Origin of the sequence: Lactobacillus rodentium, from assembly GCF_003423665.1 — a bacterium.
In the GTDB taxonomy this organism is placed as follows: domain Bacteria; phylum Bacillota; class Bacilli; order Lactobacillales; family Lactobacillaceae; genus Lactobacillus; species Lactobacillus rodentium.
Window position 1 is genome coordinate 1 of sequence record NZ_BFBY01000005.1, and the last position, 18608, is coordinate 18608.

Annotated in this window: 15 protein-coding genes and 1 rRNA gene; 3 read left to right on the forward strand and 13 right to left on the reverse strand. The window is 33.6% G+C overall.

Annotated elements, in window-relative coordinates:
- The 5 genes from LrDSM24759_RS03940 to LrDSM24759_RS03960 form a co-directional block, all read right to left on the reverse strand.
- Nucleotides 1-192: ribosomal RNA gene (locus tag LrDSM24759_RS03940) — 16S ribosomal RNA — on the reverse strand; the annotation flags it as partial.
- A gap of 566 nt (nt 193-758) precedes the next feature.
- On the reverse strand, nt 759-2162 hold the full coding sequence (locus tag LrDSM24759_RS03945) for an APC family permease (RefSeq protein ID WP_117118197.1): 1404 nt from the start codon (nt 2160-2162) through the stop codon (nt 759-761).
- Nucleotides 2163-2307: 145 nt separating this feature from the next.
- The gene (locus LrDSM24759_RS03950; protein ID WP_117118198.1) at nt 2308-4431 is read right to left on the reverse strand and encodes an ATP-dependent Clp protease ATP-binding subunit; all 2124 of its coding nucleotides are present in this window, start codon (nt 4429-4431) and stop codon (nt 2308-2310) included.
- Nucleotides 4432-4642: 211 nt separating this feature from the next.
- Nucleotides 4643-5572 carry an alpha/beta hydrolase gene (locus LrDSM24759_RS03955; protein WP_117118199.1) on the reverse strand — a complete coding sequence of 310 codons (930 nt, stop codon included), beginning with the start codon at nt 5570-5572 and terminating at the stop codon, nt 4643-4645.
- A complete protein-coding gene (locus LrDSM24759_RS03960) occupies nt 5538-6863 on the reverse strand; it encodes a PTS transporter subunit EIIC (protein WP_117118200.1) in 1326 nt (441 codons plus the stop codon). The genes LrDSM24759_RS03955 and LrDSM24759_RS03960 overlap by 35 nt, the downstream gene beginning before the upstream one ends.
- A 132-nt stretch (nt 6864-6995) precedes the next feature.
- Between LrDSM24759_RS03960 and LrDSM24759_RS03965 the strand changes: the two genes are divergently transcribed.
- Together LrDSM24759_RS03965 and LrDSM24759_RS03970 are read left to right on the forward strand one after the other, a co-directional pair.
- The gene (locus LrDSM24759_RS03965; RefSeq protein ID WP_117118201.1) at nt 6996-7226 is read left to right on the forward strand and encodes a hypothetical protein; all 231 of its coding nucleotides are present in this window, start codon (nt 6996-6998) and stop codon (nt 7224-7226) included.
- Between the two features lie 74 nt (nt 7227-7300).
- Nucleotides 7301-8494 carry an MFS transporter gene (locus tag LrDSM24759_RS03970; protein WP_117118202.1) on the forward strand — a complete coding sequence of 398 codons (1194 nt, stop codon included), beginning with the start codon at nt 7301-7303 and terminating at the stop codon, nt 8492-8494.
- Between the two features lie 216 nt (nt 8495-8710).
- On the opposite strand, the gene LrDSM24759_RS03975 is transcribed toward LrDSM24759_RS03970, so the two are convergent.
- The 8 genes from LrDSM24759_RS03975 to LrDSM24759_RS04010 all read right to left on the reverse strand — a co-directional run bounded on the left by LrDSM24759_RS03975 (nt 8711) and on the right by LrDSM24759_RS04010 (nt 15811).
- Entirely contained in the window at nt 8711-9667 is a 957-nt protein-coding gene (locus tag LrDSM24759_RS03975) for a serine hydrolase domain-containing protein (RefSeq protein ID WP_215618676.1), read from the reverse strand.
- A gap of 43 nt (nt 9668-9710) precedes the next feature.
- Complete coding sequence (gene dltD / locus LrDSM24759_RS03980) at nt 9711-10997, reverse strand: D-alanyl-lipoteichoic acid biosynthesis protein DltD (protein WP_117118204.1); 1287 nt, start codon at nt 10995-10997, stop codon at nt 9711-9713.
- A complete protein-coding gene (gene dltC / locus LrDSM24759_RS03985) occupies nt 10990-11229 on the reverse strand; it encodes a D-alanine--poly(phosphoribitol) ligase subunit DltC (protein WP_117118205.1) in 240 nt (79 codons plus the stop codon). Before dltC ends, dltD begins: the two co-directional genes overlap by 8 nt.
- A 59-nt stretch (nt 11230-11288) precedes the next feature.
- Nucleotides 11289-12506, reverse strand: a complete 1218-nt coding sequence (gene dltB / locus LrDSM24759_RS03990) for a D-alanyl-lipoteichoic acid biosynthesis protein DltB (protein ID WP_117118206.1) — start codon at nt 12504-12506, stop codon at nt 11289-11291.
- Nucleotides 12503-14014 (reverse strand): D-alanine--poly(phosphoribitol) ligase subunit DltA, encoded by a 1512-nt coding sequence (gene dltA / locus LrDSM24759_RS03995; protein ID WP_117118207.1) that lies wholly within the window; start codon nt 14012-14014, stop codon nt 12503-12505. The genes dltB and dltA overlap by 4 nt, the downstream gene beginning before the upstream one ends.
- 18 nt (nt 14015-14032) lie before the next feature.
- On the reverse strand, nt 14033-14203 hold the full coding sequence (locus LrDSM24759_RS04000) for a teichoic acid D-Ala incorporation-associated protein DltX (RefSeq protein ID WP_117118208.1): 171 nt from the start codon (nt 14201-14203) through the stop codon (nt 14033-14035).
- Between the two features lie 142 nt (nt 14204-14345).
- Entirely contained in the window at nt 14346-14636 is a 291-nt protein-coding gene (locus LrDSM24759_RS04005) for a hypothetical protein (protein WP_117118209.1), read from the reverse strand.
- Nucleotides 14637-14662: 26 nt separating this feature from the next.
- Nucleotides 14663-15811: a YncE family protein gene (locus tag LrDSM24759_RS04010; RefSeq protein WP_117118210.1), complete on the reverse strand. Its 1149-nt coding sequence runs from the start codon at nt 15809-15811 to the stop codon at nt 14663-14665.
- Between the two features lie 901 nt (nt 15812-16712).
- On the opposite strand from LrDSM24759_RS04010, the gene LrDSM24759_RS04015 reads away from it, so the two are divergent.
- The gene (locus LrDSM24759_RS04015) at nt 16713-18599 is read left to right on the forward strand and encodes a heavy metal translocating P-type ATPase (protein ID WP_117118211.1); all 1887 of its coding nucleotides are present in this window, start codon (nt 16713-16715) and stop codon (nt 18597-18599) included.
- The last annotated feature ends 9 nt before the right edge of the window (nt 18600-18608 follow it).

An 18608-nucleotide genomic window follows, 5' to 3' on the forward strand; every position in this document is an offset into this window, starting at 1 on the left:
TAGCATCTGTTTCCAGGTGTTATCCCAGTCTCTTGGGCAGGTTACCCACGTGTTACTCACCCGTCCGCCGCTCGCTTGTTTCTGGTTTCATTTGGTGCAAGCACCAAAATCATCCAGGCAAGCTCGCTCGACTTGCATGTATTAGGCACGCCGCCAGCGTTCGTCCTGAGCCAGGATCAAACTCTCATTTCCCATAAGAAATGAGCTTGAAATAGCTCATGATATTTTTTAATTTGTTATCACAAATTTATTGCTTGCGAATTGACTTCGCTTATTGATTGGGGTTAAAAACCCCGCACACTTTTCAGCGAAACTTTGTTCAGTTTTCAAGGTACTACCAGCTGACTAAGTCAGCTCAATAATTATAACACATATATTTTCATTATGCAAGAACTTTTTTGAATTATTTTTCAAAAGAAGTTTAAAACTTGCAGTTGAATTAGTGCTTTATAATTGTAACAAAAATGTAATACTTTTGTCAAGAACTTTTTTCATTTCTTTTTTTAAAACATTTTTGTTTGCTTCTTAAAAATGAAGCTTAATAAATATATCATCATTTTTAATGTTTGGCAAGAACTTTTTTGAATTATTTTTAGTTCAAATTGCTTACCTCTTGTTGAAGCATTTAATACTTTACATGCATCTGGAATAAATGTCAACATTTTTTTAGCATTTTTTTGCTTAGAGTGCTAAAAATATGATCAAAACCTTACTACAGCTAGATTTTAAGCATTAAAAAAAGAGAGATTTAATCTCTCTTAATTTTTATTTTGCAATTTAGAATGTCTAATTCCATAAATTAAATAAATTAATAAGCCTAATAACATCCAAATACTTACCATTATTTTTGTTGTTTTGGGAAGCATTACTACAAAATAGACACTTAATAATCCCGCAATAATTGGCAATACTGGATAACCCGGCATTTTAAACCCTGAATTTTTAATATCTTCTCTTCTTCTTAAAGGAATAATTCCAAAAGAAATGAAGGCAAAAGCGATTAATGTTCCGGCATTGATTAATGAGGCTAATTGAACTAAAGGAACTAGGCCTGCAAAAATCGCCCCAATTATAGTAGAAATAATAATTGCGTTATTGGGAATCATTTTTTGGTTATGGACTTTTCCCATACTTTTAGGTAATAATCCATCCCTACCTAGAGCATAAAGTAATCTTGATCCTCCTAATAGCATTGCAATCATTGCTGTAAAGATCCCTACTAGCGCCCCGACAGTGATTAACTTGTTCCATGCGTTTAATCCTACCACCTTTAATGCATATGCCGCTGGATCATCAACATTAAGATGTTTATAATTTACCATTCCAGTTAAGACTAAGGAAAAGCTTACATATAAGATTACAGCAATCAAAACTGTTCCTAAAATTCCTTTGACAACATTTTTTTCTGGATGAACAGTTTCAGCTGAGTTAGCTGCTAAGGCATCAAATCCGATAAAAGCAAAGAAAACTGTGGCAGCAGCTGTCGATATTCCTCCAATTCCCCATGGTTCAGTTCTAAATTCTTTAGGATAAAAAGGAACATAATTTTGTGCCTTAGTATAAAAAATACCTACTACAATGAATAAGATAATAATTGCCACTTTCAAAATCACAGCGAAGTTTTCTATTTTTTTGGACATATTGCCGCCTTGATACAAGATGATGGCGATCAATAGGATAATGACTACCGCCGAAATATTTATAATTCCACCTTCCATCGGCCCTGCTTGAAGAGACTTAGGTAAATTGATACCAATTGCTTCTAAAATATTATTATTAAAATATGATGCAAAACCTGTCGCTTCTGCTGAAACTGCTAAGAAATATTCTAATAACAAGCCCCAACCGATAAGCCAACCTACAATTTCTCCATATACTACTGAGCCAAATGAATAGGCAGATCCTGCAACTGGCATAGCCGAAGAAAATTCCGCATAAGCCATCCCTACCATTCCCGAAACAATAGCTGCCAGTAAAAATGCGATCGCTACTGCCGGACCAGCATGTTGAGCTGCTTCGTGCCCAGGTAAAATAAAAATTCCCGTTCCGATTACTGCGCCAATACCTAAGGCAACTAAATCTTTTGCATTAAGTGAACGTGTTAAGCGTGCATCAGCTTTTAAAAAGGTATCGACAGATACTTTCTTAAAAATATTCTTCATTCTGCGTCTCCGTTTTAATTTATTTTTCCTTATTTTATCCTATAATTACCATTTTTTCATTATTTTTCAGCAAAAAAAAGACCTTTCCAATTGGAAAGGTCTTTCAGTGTCTTAAGTAATTCTATTAAATTACTTATCTATTATATTACTTTTCTGCTTTTTTATCAGATTTATTTTCTTTAGCTTCTTTTTCAGCTTCTTTAATGTCTTTTCTTTCTTGATCACGAGTTTCACGATCGAATAAGACATTATCAATTGGCTTGTCATTTAAGTACAAGTGCTTGTCATCAATAGTGAATTTAACTTCTTTAGTATCTGGTTGATCCACAATTAATTTAGCTGCTGGAGTTTCAAGATCTTGTTCAACAACTCTTCTTAATGGACGAGCACCAAATTCTTTGTCATAGCCCTTCTTAGCTAAGTACTTCTTAGCATCAGTAGTTACGTGAAGTTTTACATCTCTCTTAGCAAGTGAAGCTTCCATCTTCTTCAAGTAAAGATCTAAGATCTTAAGCATATCTTCACTAGTTAATGAGTTAAATGGAACAATAGCATCAAGACGGTTTAAGAATTCAGGTCTGAAGTAAACTTCAAGAGCCTTACGTAAAGCAGCTTGATCATCGCCTTCTAATAACTTGTCTGAGTAACCAGCATTTGAAGTCATGATGATAATTGTATCTTTGAATGAAATAGTTCTACCTTGAGCATCAGTCAAGCGACCATCATCCATGATTTGAAGCAAAGCGTTGAAGACTTGTGGGTTAGCTTTTTCAATTTCATCAAGCAAAATTAATGAGTATGGTTGGTGACGAATCTTTTCAGTTAATTGTCCACCTTCACCATAACCAACATAACCTGGAGCTGAACCAATTAATTTGTTAACAGCCATTTGGTCTTGATATTCAGACATATCCAAACGAACTAAAGCGTTTGAACTACCAAATAACTTAACAGCTAATTGCTTAGCCAATTCAGTCTTACCAACACCAGTAGGTCCAGTTAATAAGAATGAACCTGTTGGACGGTTAGAATCTTTGAAGACTTGCTTACGTGCAATAGCATCAGTAATGATATCAATTGCCTTATCTTGGTCAATAACAACCTTCTTCAAGTCAGCAGCCAAGTTAGCATTCTTTTGAGCTTCATTTGCATTAATTTCACTCATTGGAATACCAGTCTTAGTTTGGATTAACTTGTACAAGTCATCTGCAGTAACTTTGGCTTCACTAGCTTTACCTGCAGTCTTAAGATCCTTCTTTAAGCCTTCGATATCTTTCTTAATCTTAGCTGCTTCATCATATTTTTCATCTTTAGCAGCTTCATCTTTCTTAGCTTCTAAGGCCTTGATCTTATTCTTAATTGAAGTTTCGTCTTTTTGGTCCATATTCAAGGACTTCTTAGCACCAGCTTCATCCATTAAGTCAATAGCCTTGTCAGGTAAGTGACGGTCATTAATGTAACGATCTGAAAGTTCTGCAGCAAGTTTCAATGCATCTGGATCATATTTAACATTGTGATACTTTTCATATCTTGGAGCTAAACCTTCCAAGATCTTAATTGCATCCTCAATTGTTGGTTCAGGAACTTGAACTGGTTGGAATCTACGAGCTAATGCAGGATCCTTTTCGATTTGTTGGTATTCACTAGTAGTAGTAGCACCAATTACACGAAGATCACCATTTGCCAAAGCAGGTTTCAAAATGTTAGCTGCATCCCCAGAATTATTTTCTGAATCAGTTGAACCAGCACCAACAATATTGTGTAATTCATCGATAAAGAGAATAGTCTTACGATCACCCTTAGCTTTATCAATAATTTGCTTCAATTTTTCTTCAAAACTACCACGTAATGAAGTACCAGCAACTAATTCGTTAATGTTTAATTCAATAATGTGTGCATCCTTTAATTTTTCAGGAACATCACCATCAGCAATTCTTTGAGCTAAACCTTCAACAACTGAAGTTTTACCAACACCAGCAGGTCCAGTTAAAACAGGGTTGTTCTTCTTACGTCTACTCAAAATTTCAATAACTTGGTCAATAACTTCAGTACGGCCGATAACAGGATCATATTTTCCTTCTTTGGCTTGCTTAGTTAAATCCACACCAATAGGCTTTTCTTGTTGTTGTTGACCATTTTGACCTTGTTGAGGCATTTGACCTCTTGTAGGTTGACCTGACATTCTTCGACTACTGTCGTCAAAGAAACCACTGTTTAATTCGTTGAATAGATCATCAAAATTATAGTTTCCACTATCAAAGTATGGCATACTCCACACACTCCTCTATTAATATTTAGCACTCACTTTTTCTATGTGCTATTCATCTCACGCTTTTATTATCGTCCCCAAATTGAAGAAATGCAATAAATTTGATTTGCTTTTTTTGTTAGTCAGTCCCTTGTGAAATAACTTATTATATTTAGTTCTTTATTCAATAAGCAAAGTAAAAAGGTTTGTGAAATTAATTTCACAAACCTTTTTACTTTTTCTTTTTCTTACTATTCAATTCGAAACGTTTAATATTGTTTGCCGGTTGTTGATTTTCTCGTTCTTTTTGCGTATTTAAGAGGTATTGTTCAATTACTTGAACCACTTCTTTATTTTGCGGTAGTGATGAATGTTGTGCATCAGCACCCGTGACCGTCATTGCCGTATAGTGTTTAACCTGATTTTGAAAAATATATTTTCCGGCCTCAGCACTACTTTCTGGTACTAACCCATCAGAATCATAACTTTCTCCCCCATAAATTGAATATACAATTAAGGAAGAAGGAATTTTTTTCTTATTTTTGATGAATTCATTTAACATCAAGGTTCGATTTTTACTATTAGTTTCATCAAAATTATAAGGTGTTCCCAAAGTCATTAACTTTTTGATTGAAATTTCATCTTCATATTGATCATAATAGTGCTCTAGCCAATACGTCCAAATTAGGCCTCCATTTGAATGACCAAAAGCCTTAAAATTATTAAATTTATATTGTTCAGTCAGAGCATTAAAAGCAATATCAAACCAACGAGCTTGTTTTTTAATATTGCTATAACCATCACGGTTATTCTCAAATCCCACCACAATAAATGGCTCATTATCATTACGGTCGATTTTGCCACTATACTTTATACTTCCATCTGTTTGGACTTCAATTTTGAGCAAAGAGTGATTACGATGAGTATCTTTATTAAGTAAAGTAACTAGTTCATTAAAACGATTAGTCGTCGCACTTGAACCTGGAATCATAATAACGGGAGACATCATTGACTTACGCCGTTCTGCCATAATTTTATTGGTATTTTTCATCCAAAAGAAGGTTGGGATTGCCAAAATAACCAAAAAGGCTAGCGTCACAATAATAATAAATTTATTTTTTCTTTTACTATTCAAAGGCAACTTCTCTCCCCTCTCTTTCATTTATTCTAGTAATCTCATCCTCAACTTTAGCGGCGATTTTAACCACTGGAAGATAGAGTAAAATATCCATCACGAACAATAATAGTGAGAGTATTAACGCATTCCAGTTACCATTTGTTCCAATAAAAGCAACTAATGGCCCAGGTGTTCCTGTTAAAATTGGATAAGCAGACGTCGGCACCCAGCCCAAGGCAATTGCACTAGCTGCAATCAATATATTTAAAACAGGCAAAAATACGTATGGCACTAAATAAAGTGGATTTAAAATAATTGGAATCCCTACTAATGCACCTTGATTTGAACTAAATAAGGTCGGAATAAAGGACCAGCGTGCCACTCTAACAGTATTTTGATATTTATAAATTAGTAAAATTGCAATCAAAAGAGCTAAGGTTAACCCGCTACCACCAAAACGTCCATAAGATTGATAGATGCTATTTCCTAAAAATTTATTAGGTACATTCCAACTCGAACCATGGCGCAACGCATAATTTAAATTAGCGACCGTCGTTGCACTCGAACTATTAGAGGTCAATTGTAAGATGGGCTGCGTCATTCCCATCCAATTCAAGACCAAGGCTAAAATAAGTAATGGTACATATTCCCAAATATTAAGGTTATTCTGACCTTCATTTTGGAAAAACTGGTAAATATTGCTAGCTACTACTTCAAATTGAACTATTGTTGCTAATGCACCTACAATCAAACCCAATGTAAGAGAAAGAACTAAAGGTTTAAAAGCCGCAAAAGCTCTTTTTTCAATTCTTTTTGAATCTTCATGACTTACATGACGAAAGTCTGCTCCTAAAAACCTAAAGATCAAACCAACAATATAACCTACTACCAGGGCAAATATTAAGCTCTGCACGCCCAACGAACGCCAATTAAAATTCATTTGAAGATTTGAGCTATCTGGTTGTTTGAAACGATAAGTACACAATAATAAACTAAGCATCCCTGTTAAACCGGCCATTTGGGCATCTTTATGATAAGTTTTTGCAGTAAAATGGGCCGCAAAATATACGACAAAAAGTCCCATTGTATTAAAAATCACATTAGATAAGCCTTGGCAAGCATACCAAGCCGCATTATAAACTGAATCTGGCATCCAATTATCAAAATAACAAATATTAGAAATCAAACTATCATCTGAAAAAACACTACGCCATAAAAATTGAAAAAAACTACCAATTATTGCTAATGGCATAACCATTTTCAAAGTTTGGTCAGTTATTCTAAAGAAAATCTTTTTTCTAAACCAGAGAGTTGCTCTTAATACAATATTTTCCATCTATTACACTCAATCTTTGTAAAACTATTCTCATTCATTATAAAGGAGTCTCATTAAAATAAATAATTTTTCACAATTTCTAAATACTTTATGCTTCATGTTATAATGATGCTATATATAAAGGAGAAAATGATGGGAAAAAATAATTGGACTTTTGATGAAGAGACTGAACGATTAATTCGATATTATCTAAACCATTCCGAAGATACACGTGAAACCTTAATGCTTGCAGCCGTTAAATCTTATATCAGTGATCATTTAACTGCCAAGCAATTAAAACATGCACGTCAGCATACCGGTAAAGATGCATTTGATACTCAAGATGTTATGCGAAGTTTTAGTGATAGCTGGTTAGAAGATTAATAAAAAAGCTGTTCTAAGAGCGGCTTTTTTATTTTAAATTAAAGTATCTAATTTGTTTTCATAAGGAGACTTTTATGTCACACAAAAAACGAGTAGATCCAATTCGATTACTTTGGCTTTTTGCAGGCTCATTAATTATTAATACTGGGATTAGCTTTATTTGGCCCTTAACCACAATTTATATTCATAATTACCTTCATGAAACTCTGACAGTGGCCGGAATCGTACTTTTTATTAATTCAGCCTTTACTATGTTAGGGAACGCCATTGGTGGCTGGTTATTTGATAATTGGCATCCTTATCAAACCATTTTATTAGGAGTGACTACCGCTACAATCTCTACTTTTGCTTTAGTAATCTTTCATGGCTGGCCTGCATATCCGATTCTTTTAGTAACTTTAGGAATTGGCAATGGGATTGTCGTTACAGGACTGAATTCAACTGCCACTTTAATTAAAAGCCGTTCTACTTCATATGTCTTTAATGCTTTGTACTTTACTCAAAATCTTGGGCTCGTTTTTGGTTCTTTAATGGTAGGTTATATTTTACCTTTTGGGATTACTTATATTTTTCTACTCGCCTTCATTATGTTTTTTATTTTTAATATTGTGGTAGCAGTAGAATATCGTAATTTGAACCAAGCACCACGACAAACATTTCAAACTACCACTGGTACAAAGAAAAAGCCAAAACTTTCTCACAATTCTTTATTAACAATTAGTTCTATCTTAATTTGTGTCTTTGTTTCATGGGTAGCATATGAACAGTGGAACTCTAATATTTCATCTTATATGCTATCGCTACATATGAGTGTCAAAGATTACAGTCTCCTATGGACCTTAAATGCCATCTTAATTGTTTTTGTTCAACCTTTACTCACATATTTTGACACCTGGTTAAGTAGTCATTTACATGGTCGACTTTACTTAGGTTTTAGTTTGTTTGGTCTAGCATTTTTACTATTAGTCGGTGCTCAACATTATTTAATCTTTGCTTTATCGATGGGATTACTTACAATCGGAGAAATATTTGCCTTTCCAGCAGTTTCTACTTTTGTTAATGATCATGCCCCGGTAACTGAAAAAGGAAAGTTTCAAGGTATAGTTCAAGCTATTACTTCTGCCGGCCGCGCCTTTGGTCCTTTAATTGGGGCTTTAATTATCGACTATAGTTCTTTTCAAATTCTTTTTATCTTCTGTACAGGAATTATTTTAGTTTCTGTTTTAGGCTTTGGGATAGTAAATAAAATTACTAAAAAAGATGATTAAATCAGTTTAATTTAATCATCTTTATTTTTTTGCATAGAAAAAGCCTAATTCCACCAACATCGGAATCAGGCTCACACAGTGTTTGTACCGCCACTCTGACCACATATATAAAAGATAACACATTTTCGCTACCGGAGAAAATGACTACCTACATGACGGTACGTGAAAATATTAGCATAATAATTAAAAATTAACAATCTTTTTTGCTTTATTATATTAACTTGTTAATAAATTTTCCATCAACTGATTTATTTCATCTCGCATCTTAAAGTAACTTTTAATTGGATAATTAGCTTGAACAATAATGGCAGTTTTGCCATCATTAGAAATCCTTAAGAAGCTGATATAACCATTTCCAGCCCCATTGGCACCATGATAAGTCGCAAAATTATAGAATCCACCACCATAGTTACCACCTTGTACTTCTTCACTAGAGCCAACAAATAGGCGATCACGATCTTTTTTACTCAACAGTGTGCCATTAAGCATTGCCTTGGTCACTTTATATAAATCGGAATTTGACATAACTAAACTACCAGTACCAAATTCTCCATGTAATTCATTTATATCAAGATCTACTGGTTGTAATTCCTTAGTTTGCTTGTCTTTTTGATAACTCTTGGCAAAATTAATCCTATTTACCCTTTTACTCCAAACAAATGCTGTATGCTTAAGACCCAGTTTTTTTCCAATACGTTCGTTAAAATTCTCTTCATAAGATTTGTGAGTAACTTTTTCAATAATTCCAGCTAAAAGCACATAGTTAATTGGCTGATATGAACGTTTACCATAATTTTGGGTCACAAATTTGGTTTTTTTAAGATCATACTTAATACCTGTTTGATCAGAGCTATATTTGGGACTACCATAATCATTTTCTGCATAAGTTAATCCGGAGGTCATTTGCAACAATTGTTCCATTGTAATCTTGGATGCATTTGGAGCTTGTGGATAGAATTTAACTAATTTATCAGTTAATTTAACTTTTCCCGACTTAACAAGTTGCATAAACATAGTAGCTGTCATAGCTTTTTGAATAGAGTTAATTAAATAAGCTGAATTCGTAGTATTAGGCTGATGTTTAGCTTTATTTGCCATCCCCGTTGCATAGTTTAAATATCGCTTATTATCTTTAATCACTAAAACACTGCCGACAAAACCTTGATTTTTCAAAGTTGTCTTAATTTTCTGTTTTATTGAAATTTTCTTTTGAGATTTAGTTGCTTTTACTCGCAGAAACCTTCGTTGGACCTACATTAGTCTTATTAGCCCATGCCTTACTGAAATAGTAATTATCCATATGATAAGTAATCGGTTGATTCTTTTGCTTCATAAAAGGTTGGACATACTGATCAACTGTTAACCAACCATTCCAGCCCAAGTGAATTGTATCTTCCATGAAGTATTTCTTATTGCCATCTTTAGTCAAGTTCACAATGTTATCGAAGCCTTGACTACTTAACTGCTTAACAATCTTATTGGTTGCCTCTTGATACATCTTTTCTGACAAACCAGTGTACTTGGCCCATTTTGAGTTTACTGGTGGAATGATGAACAACACATTAGTATGTTGACTAGCAAATTGATCTAAAACTAATTCTAAATCTCCATATTCTGGGGATTTTGTATAATCAAAGTTCTTTTGTGACCCCTTTAATCTTGCTACTTCTTTCTCCCCTAAGCGATGAGTATAAAAAGAATTAGAAATATCAAAAGGATTATTTGTAGTATGCTCTGCACCTTGATCAAGTGCTATTTGACGTAAGTTATCATAGGCATAAGTACCTGGTAGCTTATGTGCTCCACTTTGAATTTGGGGTACATTATTAGGCATATTTAAAGATGAAAAAAGATCATCTTCGTTTTCCAAAATTCTTTGGCGAGTTTCTAACAATAATCGAGTTTGACCAGAAATTTGTTTTCCCGCTGCTAATGTCTGAAGTGCTGATTTGGTTGATTCATCAGCTGTACCAGCTGGCATAGTTAATAAACGCTTAGCCGCATAACGCGTAGCTTCACTATTTTTTGCACTCAAAATCCAATCAACAGCTTGTAATTGTGAAAAATACATACTAAAAGCGGCTGAATTCTGCCCTTCTTTAGTAAACCATTGAGGAGAAATAATCATAACCGCTTTTTTATCAGTCAATTCTTGACTAGTTCCCTGCATACCAAAAAAGTGTGTTAGTGATTGACTTCCCGGGCCACCTAAAAGGAATGGCTTATAGTCACGCTTATATTTGTAAGCTAACACACTTGGGTGCATGGGATCCATTCTTGAAAGTTCACTTGAACCATAAAAGGGTACATATTCTTTTGCAAAAGCAGCCTTTTTTATTTCTTGTCCTTTAAATATATTATTTGAACGAGAAACTGAAGCCTTAAACAAAGCAGAATCTGATTTACCACTAAAATGCCAAGGGACTAAAAAAAGAATTCCTAATAAAACAAAAGCACAGATAACTGGACCAAAAATTTGCCACAGTTTGCGTTTATTACTCATTTCTTAGACTTTCAACCTTTTCAATAATCTTGTTTGGAGTAGCCCATTCATCGCGATTAAATTCTGAAACTGGTGCAGTAATACCAGTTTTTTCTTGTAATTCTAATAGCATTTGTACAGTAGCCATTGAATCTAGTAAACCATTATCAAATAGATTTTCATCCATTTGTTCGCTTAAATCTTCACCAGTTAATTCATTTAAAATATCTAAAACTGCTTCTTTAGTATCCATTTTTATACCTCATAATCTTATCAATTTAATTTTTAATATCATTATACTTATTATCTCACTTAGTGGAACCATAATGTATCAAGAAATCCTGAGAAGATCAGAAAACTGAAACATACCACATTGAAAGTTAAGAAAATTGCCAATGCTTGCGTAAATTTATTATGCGGGATTTGCTTTTGATGTTTTTTCTTAAATCGCAACCAAATGTCATTAATAATAATGGCCAACGCATGATAAATACCGTAAACAATATAGAACCAAGTTAAGCCATGCCAAAAGCCCATAATTAAGAAATCAACTAAATATGCGACTTGTGAGATTCTAATTCTGTTCTTGATTAATTTTTTCTTCATTGCAAAAAATGTAAAGCGCATAAAGATAAAATCACGGAACCAGAATGAAAGGGTCATATGCCAGCGATTCCAGAAATCTTTAATATTTTTGGAAATAAAGGGCTTATTAAAGTTCATTGGAGTTTTAATCCCCATGAAGTAAGAAGTACCGACTGCAAATAGCGAATATCCTGCAAAGTCAAAGAACAAATACATACTGTAGCAATACATATAAGCTACTAAGGCCCAAGAAATTTTAAGACCCCCATTTGCATTACCTAGTACTTGAGCTGCATGAGCAACTTGTGGCAACCATATCGTACCAAAAACATAACCAATTATAAATTTGTAAAGAAAGCCCTGAAAAATATACCGTGTTCCTAATCGTAACTGATCAAGATATTCTTCTCGTTCAGGAGCTTTGTCACAATCAGCTTTAAAACGACGATAGCGATCAATTGGGCCTGAAGATAGAGTTGGATAAAAAAGTAAAAAGCGAGCATAAGTTATAGGATCAACTTTTTTAATTGTGCCATCCCTTAACTCCATAATTACTTCAACCGTCTTAAAAGTTAAATATGAGACTCCCATAAAGCCGATTAAGCTAGCAACTTGAGTCGGTACTACAGCGGCAATTTTTACTGTAGTTAAAGGCAAAATTGCTAATATTACCGCTAAACAGAAAACCCAGGTTTTATTTTTTCCGGCTTGACGATATCTTTGATAAGCAAACGTAATTATAAATTGGAAAATTACATAAGCAATTAACTGCCATCCTTGAATAGTATCTTTCCCATCAAACATTAAGAAAAGAAAAACTAAAGAAAAGATAGCTTCATAAATTTTAAATCTTTTACCAAAATAAAGGCCAATTATTAATGGCAATAAAGCTACTAAGATAATTAAAAAGTAACGCGGATTGGTATAAGGCTGTAAGTTAATCACGCATTAACCTCCTTAATAACTTGCTTGATATCCACTTTTCCATTTTGTGAAATAGGCATCTCATCTTGGAAAATAAATCGTTGTGGCAACATGTAAGGCATAATGTCCTTACTTAAATCTTCACGTAATTTTTTGACTAATTCTTCGTCAGAATATTTATCTCGGACACCATCTGCTAATTCAACCACTGCAACTAATTGTTGTACTTTATGTTGTGCATTATATTTTGGTGCAACTACCCCATATCTTACCAAAGGATTTTTTGCCAAATAAAAATTAATTTCTTCAAGTTCAATTCGATAACCATTAAATTTTACTTGGAAATCAATTCGTCCACGGTAAAACAGCATATCACCATCTAAAAAGCCTAAATCCCCAGCACGATAACTTGGATAGTCATTTTGGTCATCTTGATAAAAGGCAGCCGCTGTTTTTTCTGGATTATTCAAATATCCTTTAGAAACACTCGGACCTGAGATTACGACCTCACCTTGATCAGCTTTTTCACCCTTTGAGGTATCAATTGTAACGTGAGTATCGTCCTTAGCTACCCCAATTGGCAAACGATCATATTTATTAAGAATGTCATCGGTAATTTCAACTTGGGTAACAGCAACTGTAGTTTCAGTTGGACCATAAGTATTATAAATATGAGCATCAGGGAATTTTTTCTTAAGCATTTGTGCAGTTTTATGACTCAATTCTTCACCACAGAATAAGAAAGTTGTTAATTCTGGATGATGTGCCTGATCAAAAGTTGGATCTAAAAAGCACATTTCTGCAAATGAAGGGGTAGAAACCCACACATTAAACTGTAATTTTGGTAAGGTTTGGAATAATTTACCGATGTTTTCTGTAACTTCATGTGGTAAAACAACTAACTTACCACCTGCTGTAAGCGCAGGATAAAGACTCATAACAGAAAGATCAAAAGAATAAGGTGCTTGTGCCAAAAAACTAGGATGTTCTGGTAACTTAAAATCAGTTAATTCCCAATTTACAAAACTTAAAAGATTATCATGACTGATTTGTACACCCTTTGGCTTACCAGTAGTACCAGAAGTAAAAATGATATAGAAATTGTCATTGCCGTCAACAAATTCTTTTTCATTAATAGTGTAATTGCCGTCGACTACTTCATCAGGAGTTAAAACTTGAATCTGATCCATCTTAATTGGTAGAGGATCTATTGCAATAACCATTGGAGCTTCTGAAACCTCTTGGATCATAGTTAAGCGTTCACTATTTGAATAGGAAGCGATTGGAATATAAGCATGACCAGCTTTTACAGCACCCAAAAAACTAGCTACCATTTCAAAAGTTTGGCCACCCCAAATCATAATTGGAGCTTTTGCAGGTAAATTCATTTCTTGAATTTTAGCTGCATATGCATCAGAACGTTTTTTTAAATCACCATAAGTATTTAATTCACCTAAATAATCATAAGCTACTCTGTCAGGCTCTGCTGTGGCGATTTGATCAATCTGTTTGATTACATCTTTAATCATTAGTGACTAACTCCTCAATTAAAAATCTTTATAAATAAATTTAGCTCCACCAACACCAGTGTAAGAATATAAGTACACCAATACTACTAGGATGGCAAAATAAAATAAAGTTTTCCCTATAAATAGACCAATATTTTTAGCGCGTGAATTTTTAGTTGCCGGTGATTCTGTTTTTGATTTATCAGTCATTATGGCACCCCTACTTCTACTTTTGCTTAAATTTTACCTCATCATTATAAGTCTGATTAGGATTTTTTAAATTTTTAACTAATATTATCAAATTTAACAATCTATAATTATATCAAAAACTAACTCTTTATTTAATCATTGCCTACTGGTTTGCATTTTTTCTGCCATAATAATAGGCAATTGCCATAAAAAGTCCTTGAATCAAAGAAACAAAGATAAAAGCAAAAATACAAGTTGATAATAACTTTCGTGGATTCAGCCACATTTTTTCTTTTGCCGTGGTCAACAGATAAACAGAAAAAATTACTACAATCAGTAAAGGTACGGCAAAGATCAAACTTTTATAAGCCTGAAACAACATCAAATAAGCACTTCCTGATAAAAGTCCTGCCCAACCCGTTAGTCTTAACCAAAATTGAATTTTTCTTTCCATAATTATTATTTACTTTCTTTAACAAACTAATTACTACCAATTAATGAATTAATATTTGCGGAAATAACACGATCCATCGTCATTACATTATTTTTAGCATAGGCCTTTGCGCCCGATTCAAATAGCATTAACAGTTGCCCATCAACAGCATTAATCTGTTCTAAATACGGAGGACACTCAATTACTTTTTCAGCATTTTTTTCATCTAAATTATTAAGCGCTGATAGCGGGAAAAAGTATAGCTTAGAATTTTTACTTCCGTACGACTGGCTTAAAATAATGTAATTATTATAGAAAGTAATTCCTTGAATTTGACGATCCATACTTGCGCTACCTGCTTCATCAGACCATGATACTTTGCCAGTTACTGCTTTTATTTGATCACTGGTAATAGTGCCCTTAAAAGGTTTTTCACGTGCAATTGGATAGGCGGCAATTTTTCCGTTGCTATATTCATTAAAAAAACCTACAAATAACTGATCATCATAATAAGTAACACAAGATGCCTGTTGTATTGTTGGTAAAGCTATCACATCATCATATTTTAAGAATTTTTTATCTTGTTGATAGTTATATTTTTCAACTTGCTTCAGTGAAAATGACATTAAAGCTGCCTGATCATCAACTGTCCCAGTAACCCAAAGCTTTTTTTCTACTGGATCATAGGTGATAGCACCTAAATGAGGTTTCCCATTTATATAAAGAGTTTTAATATATTTTCCCGTCTTTTTATTTATCACATAAATTAGCGAATTATTCTGATGCGTAGAATCATAAGCTGTAATCAATAGATAGTCACCTGCAATTGTTAATCCTTGCGGTGTCATCGTGGTCACATTAGCTAAGCCGCCCTTTTTAGAATTATAGGCACGACTAACGACTTGTCCCGGAATAACAACATCCCTACCAATTTTCGTATTACTTGGCACCTCATAAGCTGCCGTGTATAATTGCGGATAATTAGCATTGAGTTTTTTCTTATAATTAGTAAAAGTAAGGTGAGCTGGACTAATACTCGTTCCATCCTTTGCTTTAACTAAAGTTGGACGCTTATTTAAGCCGGTTTGTAGATTTTGGTGATAGTAATATCCTCCTAAACCGATACCTACAATTACCATTAATAAGAGGATGAAAATAAAAAGACGTAAATGCTTATGTGATTTTGTTTTTTCCATACCTCTTGTTTCTTCCTCTTTCATTAAGTATTTTATTCATTATAGCTAAAGTATCTTTAGATAAAAAGTAGTAAAAATATAGTAATAACGCAAAATATATAAAATAATTTTATTTATCATAGATTTTATGTATTTTGTTCATATTTTATTCACATTTTACTTTTATTATATAAACCATAGCAATGGGAATTATCCCAAAGCTATTAGCATTAACATCCAACTTTTTATTTTCATTCTTACTCCTCCAAGTAGATTGAACATATTATCAGTTTTTTAACTGATCAAATTTATCCCAAAAAAGAGACTGCGTTCGTTCTTGTGCAGTCTCTTTCTTTTTACCCTCTATCCTATTCTTTAAATGAATAAGGGTATTTAGTCCCTTTTATGAAAAACATCATACTTTCTTCACAATTAGCTCTTATTATATAAACTAATAGCAAGAGGGAATTATCCCGAAGCTATTAGCATTAACATCCAACTTTTTATTTTCATTCTTACTCCTCCAAGTAGATTGAACATATTATCAGTTTTTTTAACTGATCAAATTTATCCCAAAAAAGTCCACATTAATTTGTGGGCTTTTTCTTTTTATCTATAATCTGTACTTTTTTATTATTTTATTTTTTCTATAAACAAGATTCATAGTTTCTTCACAATCACATTCTATTATTAAAACCATAGCAAGAGGGAATTATCCCGAAGCTATTAACATTAACATCCAACTTTTTATTTTCATTCTTACTCCTCCAAGTAGATTGAACATATTATCAGTTTTTTAACTGATCAAATTTATCCCAAGAAAGTCCACATTAGTTTGTGGGCTTTTTTTATAGCAGATTTACTGAAAGTACTTTCAATAGTGGTAATATATTATAGATAGAAAAATTTTGGAGGCTATTTTATGTTAAAACGACAATGGAAATTGATTACCGTTTTAGTAATTGGAATTGTTAGTCTTATTCTAGACTTTGGTTTTGGCAATCCGACCATTGGTACCTTTCCAATTTCTGAAATTTTAATCGATATATTCGGTATTTTCATGGCTCTCACCCTCTTAAAAGAAATGATTGAAACCATTGAAGGTGGAAACTGGGGTGTCGATATCTTAGCTATTATTGCAGTGGTTTCTACAATGATAGTTGGAGATTACTGGGCTGCTTGGATGATATTAGTTATGCTTACTGGTGGTGACTCACTCGAAGACTATGCTACTAGTCAAGCAGACAAGGAATTAAAATCACTTCTTAAAAATACTCCCCGTGTTGCCAACAAGCTAGTAGACGGCAAAATCACTCAAGTTAATGTTAATGACTTAAAAATTGGCGATATTGTTCTAATTAAACCAGGTAGTCAAGTTCCAGTTGATGGTGAAATCGTTAAAGGTAGTTCTAGTTTTGACCAATCATCTTTAACTGGAGAATCTGTACCTGTTGATAAAACTATTGGTGATACTTTAATGTCTGGTTCCCTCAACGGTGATAATGCTGTTGAAATGAAAGTAACCAAACTTGCTAAAGATTCTGAATACCAAACTATTGTTGCCTTAGTTAAATCTTCAGAAGCCCAACCAGCCAAATTTGTTAAAATGGCAGATCGTTATGCTGTACCCTTCACTATTATTTCTTTGGTAATCGGTATTGCAGCAATGCTGGTTTCTATTTACACCAATCCAGGTGCTGGTTGGCAAGCTCACTTTATGCGTTTTGCCCAAGTTATGGTGGTAGCTTCACCTTGTCCTTTGTTAATTGCGGCTCCTGTAGCAATGGTTTCAGGTATGAGTTCAATGTCTAAGCACCATATTATTGTTAAATCTGGTACTACACTTGAAAAATTAGCACGCGTTTTAACCTTTGCTTTTGATAAAACTGGTACTTTAACTGAAAACCAGCTAGTAATTAACGAAGTAGTACCTACTAAAGATACCAATCTAACTAAGGAAGAATTACAAAGTTTAGCAGCTAGTGTTGAACAACAATCAAGCCACATTATTGCTACTTCATTAGTTAAAGATACTAAAGACGACCTACTTAAAAAAGCTGATAACATTAAAGAAGTAACAGGTAAAGGTGTTACTGGTACAGTAGATGGTAAAGAAATTAAAGTAGGTAAACTTTCATTTGTTGCGCCTAACCAAGAATCACTTAACATTAATTCAACTGCTATTTATATTTCTGTTGACGGAAAATTTGCAGGATATATTACTTTTAAAGATCAAATCAGACCAAATACCGCTTCAACTATTGCTCGCTTACGTCGCCAAGGTGTAAAGCAGATTATGATGTTAACTGGTGACCATAAAAATGTAGCTGATAAAATTGCTAAAGAAGCTGGTATCAATGAATCTGAAGTTCATGCTGACTTATTACCAGCACAAAAAATTGAAGCCATTAAAGATGTACAACCAGATTTAAGACCGGTTGCTATGGTTGGTGATGGTGTAAATGATGCTCCAAGTTTGATGGCTGCTGACGTTGGTATTGCTATGGGTGCTAAAGGTGCTACCGCTGCTAGTGAAAGTGCTGATGCTGTCATTATGGTTAATGACCTTTCTAAAGTTAATGATGCTGTAGCTATTTCTAAGCACACTATGCGTGTAGCACATATTGATATTATTACTGCTATCTGTGTAGTTATCTTAATTGAATTAGTAGCCTTTACTGGGATCATTCCTGCAATTTGGGGAGCAATCATCCAAGAAGTTGTTGATTTAATTACTATCTTACTTGCTTTACTTGCTAAGAAAAAGCCAACTAATCCAAGTGAAACTGGATTGCCTAAAAAAGATTAATTTGCACAA